Source organism: Pseudomonas sp. Eth.TT006 (genome assembly GCF_054456575.1).
The window spans coordinates 256,923-274,708 of the sequence record NZ_JBTJEN010000006.1 but is presented as its reverse complement, the minus strand read 5'-3'; the positions used below and the strand labels follow the sequence as shown (position 1 = coordinate 274,708).

Here is a 17,786-nt window from a genome sequence, read left to right as displayed (position 1 = left end):
ACCGTGAAATCTCAAGTCAGAATCATCGACTCGACGCAGTTGCAAAGCGCCAACCCAGATCTTGCAGATCCTGTCGGTTATCGAAAAAGCGGGCTCAGTTTGAATCACATAGTGGGTTGCCCACTCGATTGCAGCTACTGCGTGCGCCACCTTTACGGAAATTTCGACCAGCGTACGCCGCAGGCGCTGATGAGCGACGAAGATGCCTTCCAGCGATTCATCACTCACCGATATTTCCAGGCTCACATCACGCCTATTCAGCTGTTCAATCGGGCCACCGACCCGATGCTGCCCGAGGTCAAACCTCACACCCACAAACTGCTAAGACTACTGGATGAGGCCGGCCTGACCAACAACGTGCTGGTGATCACGCGATGGCGTGTATCTCAGGACGACTGCGAGCGCTTCAACACACTCAGAAACATCAAGCTGACGGTACTCGTCACCTACTCGGGAATTGATGACGCCAAGGTCGAGCCCATCAAATCGTCGATCGCTGCCAACAGCCTTAAAATGCTCTACCGCCATGCCGAGCGCTATAAAGTGGTGCTGTACTGGCGCCCTATTGTTCCAGGGCTGAACGACTCCTCAGAGCACATAAAAAAAGCCGCGACACTGGCCAATCATGCCCATGCAACCGTATTCAGCGGGCTGTTCTATCGCAAGGAAATAGCCGAGTTTTACCAAAGCCAAGGAATCCCTGAACCGTACAAAATGACGGCCAGGCGAAAGCTTCTTCCTCTGGAGGATGAGCAGAGGTTGCTCAGGTTGTACGGGGAACAGAACCAAGCAACACCAATCTTCCACAAAACCTCTTGTGGAGTCGCCTTTGCACATCAGATACCCGATTACAATGGACACTTCGGCATTACCGAATTGTGCGACACCTGCCCAACCGCCCAGTACTCCATCTGCAAGTCGGCCTGGAAAAAACCTGATCAACAGGTTCTGAATCGAATGTGCTACGAATTGGGTGCTGTCGGCGACCCGCAGGTGAACGACCGTGCAATTGTCGTTCGTGGTCTGGATGAACAGCGTCGCTACTATCTGCAGCATTCTCTAGGCTTTCAGGTACATGACGCTGACAAACCCCATCACTACGCGCGCCATGGCCGTGCCGAGGCGACAAGGAATCTCTGATGCAGAACACAGACTTCGCATGGCCCCCTGAATCCATCATCATTGTCGACGTGGAAGGCAATGGGCATACGCCGCCCGACCTGGTCGAAGTGGGGATTTCCCCTTTTCCAGCCGTGGAAAACAGCGAGACTTTATCTTGGCTGATCAAACCTGCCAACCGGATTACCTGGCAGGCTCAGCGCATCCATGGCATTAAAAATGCGGAGTTGGAAAATTGCCCGTCCTGGGCAGAAATCATGGGCGAGGTTGGACAAAAGCTTCAGAACCGATGGTTCGTCGCCCACAATGCTTCGGTCGACTATGGCGTGATGAAACGTCATTTGCCCGGGTGGTCTCCAGTGGGGGTCATCGACACGCTTAAACTTGCGCGCCACGTTTACCCTAACGCCAAGAGCCATCGCCTTGAATCATTACTCATCGAAACAGGGCTGCGCGATAAGGTCGCCGACCAACTCCATCGCGCTGCTGATGATGCTTACGCGACAGCCTTGTTACTCGATCATCTCATTGAAAAGTCAACTGCCAGAACTTGGCAGGACATCTGCAAAATTGCGCAGCTCAAAACGCAAACAGAAGATCAGTCGCCGCCACCGGAGCAAGGAAACCTATGGTGAAGCCTGTTCTCGTCGGTGTCACAGGCACCCACTCCACTGGAAAATCCACATTTTGTGATGAACTGAAAGTAACGCTTGAGTGCAAAGGTATCTGTGTTGCCACCATCCCCTCGTTTGGGAAGCTGGCAGTACAACAAGGTATCCCGCTGCTCACTCAACATACCTACGATTCCACAATGTGGTTTATTGACCGTACTCTCGAAGCGCAACGCACAGCCGTTAAAAATGCTGAAGTGATACTGGTCGATCGTCCGATCATGGATGCTGTGGCGTACTGGAATGCCGCCATCGAACATCGAGGTACACCTGCACCCGCACATCAAGTCGATGCGATTAGTGCGCTGCTCTCCCGCCAGCTTCCCGACTACACCACAATCGTTGCAACCAGGCTCGACAGTTCCATCGCTCTTGGCCCTGGGCGCGATACCGATTTGGCATTCAGGCAGTCAGTCGACACCCATCTGCATCAGCTTCTGAGCTGCTTCCAGATCCAGCATCAAATGCTTTTTCCGCACGTGCGAGAAGCCCTTCTCAATACCTTGCATAACGACATTCTTCACGCGTTGGGGCGATCATGACTATTTCCCGTACAGGGCTATTGGCAGGAAAGCAGATACGGCGCCTGGGCTTCGGCACAATGAGGCTCACGGGCCCAGGCACATGGGGCCCACCTGCATCCGAATCTGCAGCCATTCAGCTCCTGCGCAAGGCCGTGGATTTAGGTGTGCAACACATCGACACCGCCGACGCATATGGGCCAAATGTGGCCGAGGGACTCATTCGCAAAGCGCTATTCCCTTATGCAGATGACTTGGTCATTGCTACCAAAGGGGGCTTCACTCGCCAAGGCCCGAACCGGTGGACACCATGCGGGTTCCCAGCGTATTTACGCCAGTGCGTTGAACTGAGTCTGAGGGAGCTCAACGTCGAAGCAATAGACCTGTACTACCTGCATCGTGTCGACCCGAACTTTCCTTTGGCTGACCAAGTCGGGGAACTTGAACAAATGCGCCGGGAAGGAAAGATCAAAGCTTTAGGCCTTTCAAAAGTCGATATCCCCCAGCTCAAGCAGGCGATGACGATTGCTCCGATCTCAGCTGTACAAAATTCATTTAGCATTCTGGATCAGCAGTCCGAGAGCGTTATCAATTGGTGCGAACAGAACGAGATAGCGTTCGTTCCATACGCCCCCTTGGGCGCTGGAAAGTATTTTGATACCAGCAGGATGTCAGACGATCCCTCCTCGGCAACGCACGCTTTGAAATGGCTTTTGGACTACTCGCCGGTTATGTTCCCAATTCCAGGGACATCCAGAATCGAGCATCTGGTGGAAAATCTCAGATCGGATATCGAGAGCTAATGCCGCCGCGTTCCCATCATATGTACGCAGCACCCACCTGGCCCACGTGCCAAACGGACAGGATCCTGCCATCAGGCGCATCGGCACTGTAGGTACTCATTGAAGGAGATTTGCTTTGAGTAACCGTATCGCCCCCTTCACTTCGCAGCACCTAGAAGCTGCCTGTCGCGTTCTCGCTGATACCGATCGCGGCTTGAGTGGCACTCAAATTGGGTATCTCCTGCAGGACATTCGTGTACCGGACATTGATTCCAGCAACACGAAGTGGAAACGCCTGTTTAATGCTTTGGCGCAAATGCAGAACCAACACCAAGTTGGCAACCATCTCATCCTTTTCATTAACCGCGCGATGAATCCAGTGAGTTACACACGAGATCGTGCGGCTTTCACTTGGCGTCGGGATGAGCTCAATGTTGTTCTCGCCCTCGCTGGATTCTACGTACGCGATGACGGACGAGTTGGCAGTGTGGATAAGGCAACCACCCTGGACATGGCTCGCGCCCGTGTAGGCCGACTCAAGGCTGCTCTTGAGGCCCGAGCCGTGCATGAAGAGGTACTGAACTATTGTCGGGCTGAACTGCTGACCGAAAACTACTTCCATGCAGTTTTTGAAGCTACCAAGGGGATCGCAGAAAGGATTCGCAGCCTGTCAGGATTGAATGGTGATGGTGCTGACCTGGTAACGAAGGCATTCCTTGGACAGAGCCCGATGTTGGCCTTAGGGCCCTTGATCACTGAATCTGAGAAAAGTGAACAAAAGGGATTCGCGAATCTGCTGATCGGGCTGTTCGGAGCAGTGCGTAATCCTTTGGCCCATGCGACAAAAATAAACTGGCCCATGTCTGAGCAGGACGCCTTGGACATCCTCACGATGGTGTCGCTGATGCATCGCAAGCTCGATGTCACTCGAAAGGTAACCTCATGAATCTGTATGCCACACAGGCAAACCTGATTGATTGTCGGAACACGCTGGCTGGCAGACTACATTGAGCTAAAAAAATATCAGCGGCCATCGACTGAGTAAGCGATTTACAGTTTCTGAATTCCGGACTGTCCAATACCCACAAACATACGGCCAACCCTGTCTACACTCAAACTGTCAAAATCACGAATAATCCCGTTCTGGAAGCTTATCGCCAGCTTAAATCTTGGAGGTAACCATCATGGCGCAGCTTAGCGAGTTGCTGATGGACGAATCCCCTTACAAGCGGCATCGGGAAACACTACTCAGTGGGCGTTCCCCTACCGCCTGCTGCTTGCAGGAGTTTGCGATTTCCATGTTCGCCAGCTACCGCTTTAAGTTCAGCTCTAGCTGTCTTCGTATATTCAATGCTGAGCAGTTAGGTATTTTTGAGGACATGGCCGCTTCATTCCAACGACATGGTCACAACGACCCAGACTTCGTTGACGTCTGCCAGAAAATAATTGCAAAAAGGACGAAGGCGGCGCAGGACAATCTCGCGCTGCTCATGAGTTATCAGGCTTTACAAAAAAGCGGCCTACCTCTAAGTGAGTACCTGGTACCGCTGAAAACCTACCGAATGCAGCACAGGGTGAATCGAGAGAAGGGCTACATCGATACAGATCATCTGACGCACCCCTCTATCGATTCCGAAGCTGATCTTGGTAGCTGGTACTTCGAAATACTGTAGGGCGGAATGGGGCAATCGGTCATAAGATGTCCGAAGCGCGAAGCACTGACTACCAGACCATCAACTACCACTATGTCGCGTGAAAACTGGGTGCGACCTATCCGTATGAACAAGGAATGTGCATGGGCATCAAGATGAGCTCCGCCTGTGATCAGAACAAGCAAGAGTGGGAAGCCGATACCTACCAAAAAGGTTTGGGCGCCGAACCTCTACAATGTAAGCATTGCGGTACACACGTCACCCATAATCCCCCGCACACCAGGGAGATGCACGATAAGTCGGTCTTCGTACAGGGGTATTTCCGTTTGTTGCCCAAAGGCGCACACGCTGCAAACTGCCCTTTCGGTGTAGATGAAGAGATCAACAAGATCGCGAAGACATCTGAAGGGTTGATCGAGAGCATCCAGCAGGACAAATACCGGATGCGGCTGGTGATGATCAAGGAAGCCCTAGAGGGGGCAGGTGCCCCGAAGAACCCGGGCGGAGGGGACAGAGCAAAAACGGGCAGGACTTATACCTCCAATCCCGGGCTACTGCCGGCCTACATCAACTCGGCCAACCGAGCCTTGAAACTCCGAACGCTCTGCGCGAGTAACCAGGATATCGAACAGCATCTGGAGCTGGTCTTCGAAGGGAATGTGAAGGTCGCTTGGAACCAGTTTTACTTTGAGTCGGAAAAGCATATGGCCGGTTTTCATGCCGTTTCACAGAACACCGTACAGCACCCCATCGCCATCCAAGGGCAAGTAAGTAGTGTGCGCTGCGAGATCAAGGGAAAACCGAACTCGAACGTAATCAACCTTCAGATGAACAAATTCCGTCAGGATCCTGAAGACCCTGAGAACGGTATAGGCCTGGAGGTGAGTATCTGGTCACCCCAATCCGCATGGTTTAAAGGCATCAAAAGTGGGGATGAGATCGTGGTGCTTGGCATGTGGAAACCAACCACTCTCCCTCCAGAAACGACACAACGAGAAGGTCGCTACAAGACGCTTACCAAACGTCGTCTGAGCTTAAATTTGGTACTGAAAGCACAGATCACCAAGGTACGGGGAGACTAACCTTCATACTCCTCCACCAATGATCTAAATCCACCCTCGCTTTACCCTTGATTGGTCAGCTCCACCGCAACCCCTTAAAACAAGAGGCTGCGGTGCGTTGATTGAACGTAAGTCGCCCCGTGATGCCATCACAAGTCAAGTTGCGCTTGGTGTCATGAGTGATCCGCCGATCATCCATATCATATTTCCAAAATTGACCAGCCAGCCTGCTCAATGGCGGCTCTTCTCTTGACTTCAGTCTTCCCCTCTCCCAGCGAGCTTTTGCGCATGGCTAAACACAGCATGTGTGTTGGCCGGGTCATCCCGACGTACATGAGCATCATGTTCTTTTTCGCGCTCTCGTTGGGACGCTTCGCAGCTGAGGCCTTACCCTCAAGCCATGGCAGAAGCCTGTTAACAAAGTGGGTGCGATTGAAGGTTTCGAGAATCAGCGTGGCAGAATGGGTTTTGCCTTTCTCGGCATGGATGGAGGACAATCGAATGTGAACATTGTCATTCCCTTCTTCAAATTTGTACGTATTGAGAAGTGCGCCTCCATTGTCGCCAGGATCTGCCGCAACGGGAGCAGGTGTCCATTCAAGGTAGGGATGAGCCTCAGCTGCAGCCAACGCTGAATCTGATCCCGTCATCTCCGCTACCAGCTCCAAAAGTGTGGGTGCCACATTCGAATCCCATACAGTTTTCGTTAGCTCAACCGAGTCGAAGAGGAGTCTTTGGAGGCATTCTCGGTAGAGAACAACCAAATCTGGCCTTCCGATCATCAATTGCTCGATCCATTGGTGATTGCGCGACCGGGCAGGAGTAAATTCTTTTGGAAATGCCAGTCGTACCAATGTGAGCAGACAGACCGCAACCAACTCCACGCCTGACGCCGCCGTCGCATCGCGCTCCAGATATCGGCGCGCAATATGCGCCCCCTCTGAGAACGTACGCGGCTTGAAGGACGCCTTATTCACTCCTGACTGATACGAAGGCCAGTAATGTTCCACAGCCTTGGGGTAATGCTCCGGCTTGAAACCTTCAAGCCGATGAACCGCACCCAGCGCGAAGACATCGGACTTGCGGACATCCACTGGCAGATGCTTGATCAGTAGGCGCCCATAGGCATCCAGTACCTGGCTGGCGTCGTGATCTGGAAACACAATGACTGTATTGGGAATGGGCTGGTTGGCTACGTCTTGACGCAGGCCTATCAAACCTCCGGTAATGGGCAGATAAGCGAATGGGTTTGCAATTGACGCAATCGCCTGGCTGAACCTGAAGCTGCTCGCGATTTCCATCGAGCACGCCACATCAGGGAAGGGCTCGGGAAGCTCGACCTTTTCCTCAAAGATCTCTTGGTTTGGATCTCCCACTCGGATGACACAAACATCCGGATCCCAGCGTGGAAATACCCTGCAGAGGATATTGGCTTGTTCATGTCGGGTGTCCTGCATCTCATCAACCAGAATGCAAGGGAAGCGCACGCGCAATGCGGTGGCTACCGCTGGCTCTTCATCAAGCAGAGCGTTGGCCAGGACAAACACCTCATCGAAGCAAAAGTGCCCCGTCTTTGCCGCATGGCTGAGAGCCTTGGATACGCTTTTGTAGGTTGCCGTGTGGGATGCAAAGTGAAATTCTCGGCCAGCGAGGGGATTGTCGAAGTCGACAGTCTTTATGCGCAGCTTCTCTATATTGAGACGTGCAGACTCAAACGCCGTCCTCATGACTCTGTATTCCCAAGGTGCCAGCGCTTTCCTGCGAGCGTTATGCGTTGCCTCATCATCAATCGCAGTCAGTGTGATGCCCTTCGACCGTAGCCATGGCGAGGCCAGGAATCGTGCAGTGAAACCGTGGATTGTGTCGATGTAGTGCGGATAACGAAGCAGGCGTTGCCCTACGTCCGAACCGCCAAGGCGCCGCTCGATTTCTTCACGAGCAGCATTGGTGTGTGATAGGACGCAGATACCCTGGGTTCGGCTTTTCCAGTGGCGTGCAAGTATCGCCAGTTTGGCGACCACAAGTGTGGTCTTCCCGCTTCCAGGGCAGGCAGAAACGTCCAGCGTGCTCATGGACTTCAGGAAGCTGCGGCGTGGCTCGTCCAATGCTTGCAGTCCCATGAGTTCGACGACCCATTCGACGTCATCATCAGTTATCGGAGAGATGAGCTGGTTGAGGTTCATTCCTTACTCTCCTCCATGGGCGTCGTGGAGCCAGGTTCGGCGACAACACCTGCGAGGATTGCAGCTGTGGTGCTTGCTACAGCAGGTATCGCTGAACCACTTGTTGCGTACTCGATGGCGTGAATCACGTATTCGGGCAACACGCCACGCAAGGTAGCAACGTCCAAGGTGCGATCAACGAATCGCTGCTCGATGAGATCGATCAGATGTTGTGCTGCAATGGCTTTGGAGGCTCTTTTGAACATTTTGTAGACCGAAGAGCATTGGGCTTCCTTGGTGGAATGCGTGGCCTCTATCGTTTTGAAAGCAGCATCCGCATCGGCCAGCAAAGTGGTTTTGGTCGCCTTTTTCTGGTCAATTTTCTCCTCGTTAATTGCAAGGTACGCAGCCGCATGCACCTCACGAGCGAGGCCTGCGAAAGCTAGGTCATATTCGAGAGTCCAATGATCCGCGACGAAGGTACGTACACATTGACCATCGCTTTCAGTGCGTTTCTTCCGATGCTCTTCCAAGGCTGCTTCCTGGTCTGCAGGCGTGCTTCCAAAATCACGAACTGCTCTCCATCGCCGCTTCGAAATGTTGCCCCACTTGGGGTCAGTGGGCCCCGTTACTAATTCATGTATTTCAGCGGCACAATCTGGCATGACATCCATGTCAGTGATGCACGCTGTTGGGATCGTTATCTCGCCGTTCGAGGGATCTCGGCGTTGCATGATTTTCGAGTAGCGTCTAAGCCCAACTCCGCCGACGTTGATAACGGACACGCCATGCTTTGTGAGATCTTTACCGAGCCTACGGGCGAGCGCTGGCAGAAGTATCGCTTCGGCATCTCCCTCCACCACCAGGAGACCTTTCGCGAAGAATAATCCGGCCTTCGTGACATCCAGGAAACGACTCAAAAACCTGTAGTCATCGGCGCCGAGACAAGTCTGATCTTCGGCAAGAGAAAACGCCTGTCCTCGGTGCATTATCACGAGATTTTGAATCGGAATCTTGGAGCTCAAGTTAGGGCTATGGGTGGTTAAGATCACCTGAACTGGCCTTAGCCCATCGCCAGGCTTCGCTGCTTTCTCAAGAAACTCCATTAACTGCAGTTGACGCTGTGGATGCAAATGGGCCTCCGGTTCCTCCACTAGAAGCAAAGGTAATCCGTCTGGCTCCTTACCAAGCAGTAGCAGCTCACAGGCCATGAACAACACGTTATTGGAGCCCAGGCCATAGACGCCACGAGACTGTCCCGACGCATGATCGAGCAAGCCAAGTTCAAGACGCTCAAGGATCTGCTTGAGTCTCGCTGCCTCCGTGCCCCCTTCCCCGAAACTAATACGACTTGTAAGTGGCTGGCCAGCGAGAGATAGAGGTGCCAGATAGTTATTGTTGATGGCCTGTTCGGCACTGACGATAGCGCTGTGCTTGTTCACCAGGTGACGCATGTAATCACCCATACCCGCGATGCTCAGTGTTTCTGCATCCAGAGTGGTGGCTGGCGGAGTTGCTGTGTCGAAGTCGTTGCCGGCATCGATATTGGGGAAGCTGCTCAGTACTTGGGATAACCGGGAATTACGCCCTGGTGACATCTCACGCTCTGCGTCCCGCAATGGCTTCAGGTACGCAGAGGCGAGTAGTTGCCGTACGCCCGCATCCAAGGATAGGCCTTCCCCTTTTTCTCCAGAACGAACACTGATGTCCGCCCACCTGCGAGTGAGATTGAAGCCATGCACACGCTTGGCTGACCAATGAATGTGCAGCCGCCCAATCTTGTTTTTGTAAGTTACATATTCTGCGAAAGCGCCCAGCTCAGCTTTGCTCAAGCCATCCAGAGTGCACATCAGTGTGATCGTGTCAGCCTGAGAGCCGCTATCATCGATATGAAAGTCTTCGAGTTGCAGCTTCAGGTATTCGGCATCACGAGTTTGGAGCACATAACGGATCGCATCGATAACGGCTGTCTTGCCTGCATCGTTTTCCCCTACCAGCGCAGTCACACCTTCGTTGAAGCTAATTTTCAGCCCATGCCCGGCGTGGCCAAACTGTCGAAAATTTTCAATCGTTAAGGCAGATAGGTACACAACGTCGCTCCCTGATGCGTATGTCGAGACAGGGATCGGCGTCTTGGCCATTCACGCCACTACGAGACTCATCCCTGAAAACTGATAACTGTATGACATGATCTTGCGTGGGAAACCAGTCCTGCTCAGAAACGTAAATCGAGGTGAGCGGCAATGGCCGCAAGCTTGGTCAGAGTGCGGCGCAGGGTGAGGTGAACCTCACCTTCAGCCCCCTTACAGCGCTATGACAAAACAGGACTCTTGTGAGCTAAGCCCTGACGGACTTTCACCTCATAGCATCTCGGTCTACCCAACAGACTGATCGTGGTGTTAGCTGTGTGGTGCCCTCCTTGAATTGCCAATTGCGTCTCCAAGAAGCGAAATGCTAGTCTCCCGGCCCAATGGTACTCGGTAGGTGCCTGCCGTCCACACGGGCGAAGCTTCAGCACTATCGTGATAGTTGATACACCTAACCTGATTCCATTCAGGTGACCTTGTAGTGGACGCCAGGCCCAGCCCTACGGGAGCTGAATATGCATCAGATTACCTCCACCGAAATCAAGCAGGTCAAACGCCTGGCCAGGCAGCTTGAATGCACTTCCCCTCACTTGAAACACGGTCAACGTCTAGACATGGCCGCCACCCAAGTCTTGGGCACCCGGAACTACCATGAAGCAACCCGCTTATACGAAAAGTGGATCATGCTCCATGTCCACACACCAGAAGACAGGTTGGCAGTCAGCAAGTGCAACTACTGTGGGTTCAGCTTCGCGGCAGATCTAAAAGAAGATCGCCAAGAGCACTGCGAACGGCATGAACAATTTCATGATGCCTGTGAGGCCTTGGACTACCACCCCGGCACTCATGTACAGCAAGAAATCATGAAGCGTGACGGGCACGAACTGGCCACATACGGCCAGACCATCGACGAGCGAATCAAAGGTGTCCTTCAACTGCTGCGGGGTTGGTTTGATCGCTCTCTGGCAAACGCTATTTATGGTAACTACTGGCGTAAGCATCCAACATTCGAAATCTACATGGCCATGGCTTTAGATATCCTAGGAGACAGGTACGCTGAGCTTCGGTTAACGTTGGCGACTCGCTATGGGCACATTCCCGGCGTAATAGAATCAACAAGCAATTGGTACCCGAAGAGCTGCTGATCATAACGAAAGGGTTTACTCGCAGTGAGTAGGCCCTGCTCTATCAAACATGGACAAACGCCCTACCGCCGATGGAAAAACGAGCGTGTATCGGTACCTCACGAGGGCCAGGCATGAATTATGTTGAGTTGATTCAGCGTCAAGCTGAGATGGTCTTTGGCAACAAAGAGAAAGCCGACACCTGGCTAAACCAGCCGAAAACCATCTTCGGCGGAAGCACACCTTCTCAAGCCGCTCATAGTGACGCGGGGTACGATCTCGTTAGGGCTGAACTTGAGCGAATCAGCCAAGGCTATGCCTGCTAGCTACCAAGCCCGGCTTTCCCGATACCTCCCGTCATACTCCTTCAAAGCTGATAAACCCGCCTGTCTATCAATCGAATATTCAGCAAACTATAGAGTGTAATTGCACCTCTTTTTTGAAGGCAAAGTGCCACTAAACATCAGCGATCAGACTCCGTAGCGTATGGCTGACATAGGGCTCGTACGTCCAAGCACGCTGACGGAACGGCGACTCATAAACCCGAGACCCAATCTGAAGAAGGAACCGATAGCGAGATGTTTGAAAGCCTACGCCGCAAGAAAAATGTGAACACTCTCAGTGGAATAAATTACAAGGAATTACCGGGCTACGGAGTGCCATCCGTTGATGACTTGCGGTTTGAAGCTATCGAATTCGAAAAGTCCATTATTAACTATGTCCACCGAAAGTCCGGGGCAGCCCCCCAAAAGCCACTCGGATACATCGTCCAGAAAATGCTGGGGGATTACCCCCTGCTTCCTGAAATTCCAGAGCATTGGTCTGCGTTTGTAGAAGAAGCCAAGAAGCTGAAAGACCTGAGGAATAACGTCGTCCACTCTGATTTCGTCGGACTTCCGCCTCTTGAAGCGCTTTACAAAAAATTCAAGAAAGCAAATGAAGTTTTGAGGCCCTTCAGGATTTGTAGTGCAGGAGGAGATAGGTTCACTGATATCCGGTGGCGTGGTGACACCCTGCTGCTGAAAATCGATGAGCATCGATATGAACTGGAAGTGGATGACATCAAAAACCTGATGATAAAGCTTCATCCTGCAAGCAGAGGTCAGGTGCACTTCCTCAAGGGCAAGCTCGTCGTCAGCAAGGTACTCGATTACCACTACGAAAAGATCACCTATTTCATCGAGAGCTATGACCCATTTGAACTGGATCTTGAAGAGTCAATGGTTCTTGAAGATTTGCTGGGATGCCTCCTGGGACAGCATTTTCACGCCAGTAAGTAGCTCAAATGCTCAAGGGTGGTAAGGAGGACAGGTCGGCCAGGGTTCAAGCATTCAGTGGGATTGAACCCTGGCCGACGCCCTCAGCTCCAATCGCGCACGAAGCCGCTATAACCTAGCGGCTCGTCGCTCACACTCGCTGTTTCCACTTCGAAACCAGAGCTTATTCCGGAGCCCCTCAGATCCCAGGTCACGCCAACGGGTTACGCGTGCAATCACGCATTTCAGCCATGTAGGTGCAGACCAGCATGAAGGCAGTCTGACAACTGTAGGGCTTAAGCATCTTCGGCATTTCTGCGAGAAGTGCAGTGCGCTCGACTCTGACTTCTGCATGGCCAGCAACATAGTCCATACGCAGGAACTGGGATTGTCCATCGTCTGCGTTGGTAGCGATGGAGAACAGTGCCGCCAGGTATGTCATCGCCTTGGTATCTATTGAGCGAAATGTTTGAGTTAGCTGTGCTTGATTCGCTTGCACCCCGAGCGCCAAATCTACACCTGCATTTCTCAATGCCTCTCGAAATGCCTTGTAAACCGGTACCTTTCCGTAGGTTTCTCCAGGAACGCTGATTTTTATGTTTTTACGCGTGAGGCGCAGGTGATTCAGTATCACTGCAGCTATCGCGACGTAGTGTGACACTTGGTTTTGCTCAAAATACTCGGCTCGCTTGGCGTCCATTGCTCCGATTTCGAACGGGCAGTGCTTGAGCCCGTAAAGCCAGATCAGACATTCAGCCTCAGCTATTAGACTGGCAGGAAGACGACCGGAATAGGCGTCGAATGCACGAGCCACTTTTTCAGGGATGTCTTCTCGCGACGTTGAAAGATCTAGCTTCCCAAGCTCGGGAGGAAGATCGCCTAAAACGGCTTTGTTGAGCTCATGGGTTTCCTTCCAATAAGAGCTTTCGGCATCAAGAAAGAAATCCTTTAGCAACCGAACGCGAGCCATATCTTTCTCTGCGTCAGGAGGGGTTAACTCCAACATCGAGATAAAAACATCTCTGGCAACATGAACAGACTCTGTCGCGCCGAACTCGGGCGAAACATCCATTGGCCAGAAATTATAGCCATTTACGGGGTGCACGCGGTCGTGCTGTTGATTCGATGCGACTAAAATCTCACGCTGATGCGCCAGGATAAAGTCGGAGGCGTACTTAGACATCAGCGCAGTGAGCTTCTCAAAATGCCCTCCCTCGAACTTCTCTCCCTCTGCGTTTGCTAGCAATGGCTGAGCTGAGTTCAATCGAGCGGCGGGGATACCACCTTTGAGTAAGGATATGTAGTACCGAAACAGCTCAATTTTTTCTTTCTGAGCCAAGCTGCCGGGTGCACTAGAGCCCAAAATTGCGCTCATTGTAGGTTTTGATCGGCTAACAATCGTGCGCCATTTGTTATTGCGCATGGACATTTTCCGCGCCAAAACCAGGAGTTTGGCCTGTTCGTACTGGAACAACTCTGCCTTGTTTTCCTCGTCCGGAAAGTCTGTGCCCAATATTTGATGGGGCTCAATGCAGTAGGTTGCCAGCAGGTCTTTCAATGGCTCATAAATCTTCTCCGAGACCTTGAACTTCCCCTCAATATAGGTAGCAAAATCTTCCTTGCTGAACGGTTCCAATGGCTCGATCGTGTCGACCGGAAGTGCCGGTTCATATCGCGCTTCGTCGCTTAATGGGTTCTGTTGCGCATTCATTTTATTCGTCCTTGTGCTCAATGAGCCGCACCTTTGAACTCATCAGCGCAGGATCACCGGCGAGTCGACCGAAGCCCGCGTTCGCCCTCATCTGCGAAAAAATCGGACTGCCCTGCTGCAGTTGATCAAGAATCTCGAACTGATCTGCTGCTGCCCTCACAGCCATGGGTGCTGATAGCTGATGGGTATGCAGTAGCCGTTGGGCCATCAGTCCAATGAGTTGCAGATCGCCGACCTCTTGGCGAAGCTGTGTGAAGTGATACATCTGCCGGCCTGGTGTAAATACGATATTGTTGCTCACGATCTGCTCCTTTGAGATACGTTCGTCATGTGTTGGACGATACCGAAACGCCTCTTTGGGTCACAGGATCGAATCTTACAAATCTAGGCACTCCCCAGCGGAGGGGATTACACGCGCCGTACGACATTTCGCGGTGCGACTGAAGACGTGCCCACAGCGGCTGGAGCCCCATCAATAGCTTTAGACTATCAAGATACAAAAACCCTATAGGTAGATACGTCATATCCAAAAGTGTAAGATTCGATCCGTAGGCGCTTGGAAGACATCCTCAGCAGGTTATGAGTACCACTGAAGATCCAAGGGCAATGAGAAACATTGAAAAAGCCACTCCTAAAGGGTGGCTTTTTTTTTCGCTGAAAAATCTGAAGCAAATAATCGACTAAAAACCTCAGCGACGGCCTACGGTGTAGGGTAGAAAACACCAATTACTTGCCCTTCGTGCATCAGCTCCATCGGTTGACGATCCTTCAATATCAGTTTTGCCCCCCAAGACTTCGTCAAGCTGCTCATCCGGAAGGTTTGAGTTGTCTCACCTCGCTTGTAGCGATCAAGCCCCTTCTGGGTCATCAAAAAGCAGGTCTTCAAGTGAAGCTCCGTGCCCCGATGATCAAGCGCGCGATCGGGTGACAACCAGTGCAACAGCTGCACCGTCCTGTCATAAAACATCTGCAAGCGATCAAGCGCTTCTACCTCATTCGTAGGCGCAGTGAATTCTATCCTTGGCGTTGAGCCTCGGGTGTTGCGTACCTCTTCGTCGATGTTTCTGATTTTCCAAAGCGGTTCAAAATGGGCTACCCGATTTCGTATATCTCTAACCCGATTTAGACGCTCATAGACCTGCCCAACATTCCTGGAGCTTTTCCAGTGATTAGCATTGGCGGCATACCTATGTTTAGGAAAAATCTGGGGAATCAAGATAGTCCAGGGCAGTTGCAGATCCAAAAGTGGCGCCCAGAATCCGAGCGTCATGTTTGAAACCACCTGGTTAGCAGTTGGCATCACCGCTTTTGGCGTAGAGACACGCTGATTCGTCTGAGGATTGAAACGGCTATCGTGGGTCAGATCCTGCACTTTTTTGAGACTTTTACCTCTTAACCCTACGTGGTTGTACCAGTCATTGGAATCGGGGGTTCCCACAAATGCCGCCCCTTGAACACCCGAGACATGTTGACTCAGGTAGTAGTGAAATTTGTTGCGCAGCGTGATCTCTACGTTACCGATCAGGCGCATGAAATTCGTCGAAAGGACTTCATTCCAGCAATAAATCCCATAGAGCTCCTGGTCAGACGCTGGGGAAAAAAACTGGCGATATGAAGACAGCCGCGCAGGCGACAAGGCATCCAAAGAGTTGATGAGGTTTACAGGCGTTGGCGTATACATTCATTGTCCACTACGGTTCGCTGCCGCTTTTATGATTTCGACCTTAAAGGTGACCTGTACAAGGTCTTCTTTACAGAATGCGGGGCAAGCCCTTTGACCGAGCCGACCCAATTCAAATCGAACGCGCCATTGAAACCTCATTCCTTTTCCAATTCAAAGGAAAACTCATTAGAAAATTACATGCGTTGAACTGGTGAAAATCAAAACGAGACTCGTGCAAGGCCCCATACTCGCGGGTCAATCGACAGTGCAGAGCGCCCAGCAATCAGCACTCCGCTGTAATCAACTGCTAGTACAGTTCGAAGCTGCCAGCATCCTTTCCACTCGTTTACACGGGGAACCTCGACTCGATCGCCCTCGCGGACTGTGCCCGACTATCGCACCATCCATAGAGATTTTTTCCCCTCAAACGACGAGAAAGCAGATCCTACGACAAGCAGGAACGACGCTTCAGTCGTGCCTGCCGGTAGTCAGGGCTAATCAAGAGCCACAGCAAGAAACAGAAGCACAGAGAACCTAATACATCCATGCTGAACTGATCAGCTTGAAAAGCTCCTGTCCGCTCCATCTGCTGAAGCTCCCAGTCAAGTGATCCCCCAATGTAAATCATTGCAATCACTACGGCCCACTGAGCGATGTAGACTGAGCGGAAGATATTCAGAATTCGTTTTCGAAGCTTGATGAACCAATGCTGGCGCAGCCAGGTTTTTTGGAAGGGCACCTTTTTCGATAACGCTGAAATGACCGCTACAAGAAAAACAAAAAGTGCCACTGCCGACATCGCCCCCAGCAAGTGCTCTATGAGGCTCTGCTGCCCAAGGCCTAGCTGCCTGAACAAATCACTGAGCTCAACATTCAAACGAAATCGACTCACGAGTGCTAGCAAACCGGCCCCTATACCTACGAACCCAGCAAAAGCAAAAAGCTTGATCGGAAATCCTGATCGCCCCATATCTTCCCCCCTTCATAATCCTGATTTTTTGTGGAGTGCATTTGCATCAGTGCGGATTTCAAAAAATCACTGCCCTTCTCGCAATGCGCTTCGAGCAGAATGATGCGTCCACCTAGAGCTTTGTGCGAGCGATTCGCGTGTATTTTCTACTGAGTCTCTCCTCAGTACTTCCTGGTGCCTGGGATATCGATTTAACTGGATCAAGAAGATGCACTGACAACACTGGTGTGCCCGCATCACTTTTGTTCGCATCAGAGCTAGGGCAAACAGACAGTGCAGCCAGTGAGTGGAACCCTTGCCTAGTCCAGCTAGACTTACATTTTTATATCCCAGGGGAAGACAATGATAAACGAGTCACCCTACATCACTCACCGAGATATCTTACTCCACGGCATGTACGGCACTGCTTATCTCTTGCAGGAGTTCATCCTGCATCAACTAAACCCCTATCGTTATCATTCTGACATCGATCAGCGCAACGGTGGATTCGACCGTCGTCATCAGCAGATCTACGAGGACTTGAAGCGGGCGGGCCCGAAGTCAGCTGGCTTCAATGAGGTTGCGAAGATAATTGAATCCCGTAGCCTTCAACAGGCTCAATCCAATCGTGAACATCTTCGTTGCCTGCTAGAAATGCGGCCCGAGGATTACCCTCATGAGCCAGGGGAAAACCAGTTGCAGAGTTATCGCAACGACGTCGAGAACCAAATGCGGTACCACCGGGAATATGTGGCCTTAGGTTACATTGACGAGCAGGCATCCAGTTCAGCAGACCAGCGTAGACTGGTAGATGGCACTTGGCCATTGTCTGCCCTCAAGCACCGAGACCTTTCGGGACGAACGTACCTCAGCGCCTTGATATCCGTTGTGAGTACGGGCGCACTTGAGAACCTGCTAAACCTCTAACAGGCAACCATTGGGATGCTTGCGGCGACAGCGAACCTGTTTCTGTTTCTGGTTAAAAACTCCCCATGCTTAGGCAGCTTCAGCGAGCTTGGCAAGCTCGA

17 protein-coding genes are annotated in these 17,786 nt (G+C 51.9%); 11 read left to right on the top strand and 6 right to left on the bottom strand.

Annotated elements, in window-relative coordinates; all coding sequences use genetic code 11:
* Positions 1-3 precede the first annotated feature (3 nt).
* From ACXR0M_RS12495 to ACXR0M_RS12465, 7 genes are all read left to right on the top strand, one after another.
* Positions 4-1,140, top strand: coding sequence for a radical SAM protein (locus tag ACXR0M_RS12495; RefSeq protein WP_458832158.1), 1,137 nt, complete (start codon positions 4-6; stop codon positions 1,138-1,140).
* Complete coding sequence (locus ACXR0M_RS12490) at positions 1,140-1,754, top strand: 3'-5' exonuclease (protein ID WP_458832157.1); 615 nt, start codon at positions 1,140-1,142, stop codon at positions 1,752-1,754. The genes ACXR0M_RS12495 and ACXR0M_RS12490 overlap by 1 nt, the downstream gene beginning before the upstream one ends.
* Complete coding sequence (locus ACXR0M_RS12485) at positions 1,751-2,332, top strand: AAA family ATPase (RefSeq protein ID WP_458832156.1); 582 nt, start codon at positions 1,751-1,753, stop codon at positions 2,330-2,332. The genes ACXR0M_RS12490 and ACXR0M_RS12485 overlap by 4 nt, the downstream gene beginning before the upstream one ends.
* On the top strand, positions 2,329-3,114 hold the full coding sequence (locus tag ACXR0M_RS12480; RefSeq protein ID WP_458832155.1) for an aldo/keto reductase: 786 nt from the start codon (positions 2,329-2,331) through the stop codon (positions 3,112-3,114). Before ACXR0M_RS12485 ends, ACXR0M_RS12480 begins: the two co-directional genes overlap by 4 nt.
* A 115-nt stretch (positions 3,115-3,229) precedes the next feature.
* Complete coding sequence (locus ACXR0M_RS12475) at positions 3,230-4,039, top strand: TIGR02391 family protein (protein WP_458832154.1); 810 nt, start codon at positions 3,230-3,232, stop codon at positions 4,037-4,039.
* Positions 4,040-4,277: 238 nt separating this feature from the next.
* Positions 4,278-4,766: a hypothetical protein gene (locus tag ACXR0M_RS12470; protein ID WP_458832153.1), complete on the top strand. Its 489-nt coding sequence runs from the start codon at positions 4,278-4,280 to the stop codon at positions 4,764-4,766.
* A gap of 122 nt (positions 4,767-4,888) precedes the next feature.
* Entirely contained in the window at positions 4,889-5,827 is a 939-nt protein-coding gene (locus tag ACXR0M_RS12465; protein WP_458832152.1) for a hypothetical protein, read from the top strand.
* A gap of 179 nt (positions 5,828-6,006) precedes the next feature.
* Here ACXR0M_RS12465 and ACXR0M_RS12460 read toward each other — a convergent pair whose 3' ends face one another.
* Together ACXR0M_RS12460 and ACXR0M_RS12455 are read right to left on the bottom strand one after the other, a co-directional pair.
* Positions 6,007-7,989 carry a UvrD-helicase domain-containing protein gene (locus tag ACXR0M_RS12460; RefSeq protein WP_458832151.1) on the bottom strand — a complete coding sequence of 661 codons (1,983 nt, stop codon included), beginning with the start codon at positions 7,987-7,989 and terminating at the stop codon, positions 6,007-6,009.
* On the bottom strand, positions 7,986-10,109 hold the full coding sequence (locus tag ACXR0M_RS12455; protein WP_458832150.1) for an ATP-dependent nuclease: 2,124 nt from the start codon (positions 10,107-10,109) through the stop codon (positions 7,986-7,988). The genes ACXR0M_RS12460 and ACXR0M_RS12455 overlap by 4 nt, the downstream gene beginning before the upstream one ends.
* A gap of 461 nt (positions 10,110-10,570) precedes the next feature.
* On the opposite strand from ACXR0M_RS12455, the gene ACXR0M_RS12450 reads away from it, so the two are divergent.
* From ACXR0M_RS12450 to ACXR0M_RS12440, 3 genes are all read left to right on the top strand, one after another.
* The gene (locus ACXR0M_RS12450) at positions 10,571-11,200 is read left to right on the top strand and encodes a hypothetical protein (RefSeq protein WP_458832149.1); all 630 of its coding nucleotides are present in this window, start codon (positions 10,571-10,573) and stop codon (positions 11,198-11,200) included.
* 113 nt (positions 11,201-11,313) lie between these two features.
* Positions 11,314-11,505, top strand: coding sequence for an antitoxin Xre/MbcA/ParS toxin-binding domain-containing protein (locus ACXR0M_RS12445; protein WP_458832148.1), 192 nt, complete (start codon positions 11,314-11,316; stop codon positions 11,503-11,505).
* Between the two features lie 252 nt (positions 11,506-11,757).
* Entirely contained in the window at positions 11,758-12,459 is a 702-nt protein-coding gene (locus tag ACXR0M_RS12440) for a hypothetical protein (protein ID WP_458832147.1), read from the top strand.
* A 187-nt stretch (positions 12,460-12,646) separates the two neighbouring features.
* Here the strand turns inward: ACXR0M_RS12440 and ACXR0M_RS12435 are convergent, their stop codons facing one another.
* The 4 genes from ACXR0M_RS12435 to ACXR0M_RS12420 form a co-directional block, all read right to left on the bottom strand.
* The gene (locus ACXR0M_RS12435) at positions 12,647-14,146 is read right to left on the bottom strand and encodes a hypothetical protein (protein ID WP_458832146.1); all 1,500 of its coding nucleotides are present in this window, start codon (positions 14,144-14,146) and stop codon (positions 12,647-12,649) included.
* Position 14,147: 1 nt separating this feature from the next.
* The gene (locus tag ACXR0M_RS12430) at positions 14,148-14,447 is read right to left on the bottom strand and encodes a hypothetical protein (protein WP_458832145.1); all 300 of its coding nucleotides are present in this window, start codon (positions 14,445-14,447) and stop codon (positions 14,148-14,150) included.
* Positions 14,448-14,846: 399 nt separating this feature from the next.
* Entirely contained in the window at positions 14,847-15,827 is a 981-nt protein-coding gene (locus ACXR0M_RS12425; RefSeq protein WP_458832144.1) for an Abi family protein, read from the bottom strand.
* Positions 15,828-16,254: 427 nt separating this feature from the next.
* Positions 16,255-16,779, bottom strand: coding sequence for a hypothetical protein (locus tag ACXR0M_RS12420; protein ID WP_458832143.1), 525 nt, complete (start codon positions 16,777-16,779; stop codon positions 16,255-16,257).
* 342 nt (positions 16,780-17,121) lie between these two features.
* Between ACXR0M_RS12420 and ACXR0M_RS12415 the strand changes: the two genes are divergently transcribed.
* Positions 17,122-17,685, top strand: coding sequence for a hypothetical protein (locus ACXR0M_RS12415; protein WP_458832142.1), 564 nt, complete (start codon positions 17,122-17,124; stop codon positions 17,683-17,685).
* The last annotated feature ends 101 nt before the right edge of the window (positions 17,686-17,786 follow it).

What these genes read in the sequence shown, in the direction of transcription:
- ACXR0M_RS12490 (WP_458832157.1), top strand. Translation starts at nt 1,140, where the DNA reads ATGCAGAACACAGACTTCGCATGGCCCCCTGAATCCATCATCATTGTC.
- ACXR0M_RS12480 (WP_458832155.1), top strand. Translation starts at nt 2,329, where the DNA reads ATGACTATTTCCCGTACAGGGCTATTGGCAGGAAAGCAGATACGGCGC.
- ACXR0M_RS12470 (WP_458832153.1), top strand. Translation starts at nt 4,278, where the DNA reads ATGGCGCAGCTTAGCGAGTTGCTGATGGACGAATCCCCTTACAAGCGG.
- ACXR0M_RS12465 (WP_458832152.1), top strand. Translation starts at nt 4,889, where the DNA reads ATGGGCATCAAGATGAGCTCCGCCTGTGATCAGAACAAGCAAGAGTGG.
- ACXR0M_RS12460 (WP_458832151.1), bottom strand. Translation starts at nt 7,989, where the DNA reads ATGAACCTCAACCAGCTCATCTCTCCGATAACTGATGATGACGTCGAA.
- ACXR0M_RS12455 (WP_458832150.1), bottom strand. Translation starts at nt 10,109, where the DNA reads ATGGCCAAGACGCCGATCCCTGTCTCGACATACGCATCAGGGAGCGAC.
- ACXR0M_RS12450 (WP_458832149.1), top strand. Translation starts at nt 10,571, where the DNA reads ATGCATCAGATTACCTCCACCGAAATCAAGCAGGTCAAACGCCTGGCC.
- ACXR0M_RS12445 (WP_458832148.1), top strand. Translation starts at nt 11,314, where the DNA reads ATGAATTATGTTGAGTTGATTCAGCGTCAAGCTGAGATGGTCTTTGGC.
- ACXR0M_RS12440 (WP_458832147.1), top strand. Translation starts at nt 11,758, where the DNA reads ATGTTTGAAAGCCTACGCCGCAAGAAAAATGTGAACACTCTCAGTGGA.
- ACXR0M_RS12435 (WP_458832146.1), bottom strand. Translation starts at nt 14,146, where the DNA reads ATGAATGCGCAACAGAACCCATTAAGCGACGAAGCGCGATATGAACCG.
- ACXR0M_RS12425 (WP_458832144.1), bottom strand. Translation starts at nt 15,827, where the DNA reads ATGTATACGCCAACGCCTGTAAACCTCATCAACTCTTTGGATGCCTTG.
- ACXR0M_RS12420 (WP_458832143.1), bottom strand. Translation starts at nt 16,779, where the DNA reads ATGGGGCGATCAGGATTTCCGATCAAGCTTTTTGCTTTTGCTGGGTTC.
- ACXR0M_RS12415 (WP_458832142.1), top strand. Translation starts at nt 17,122, where the DNA reads ATGATAAACGAGTCACCCTACATCACTCACCGAGATATCTTACTCCAC.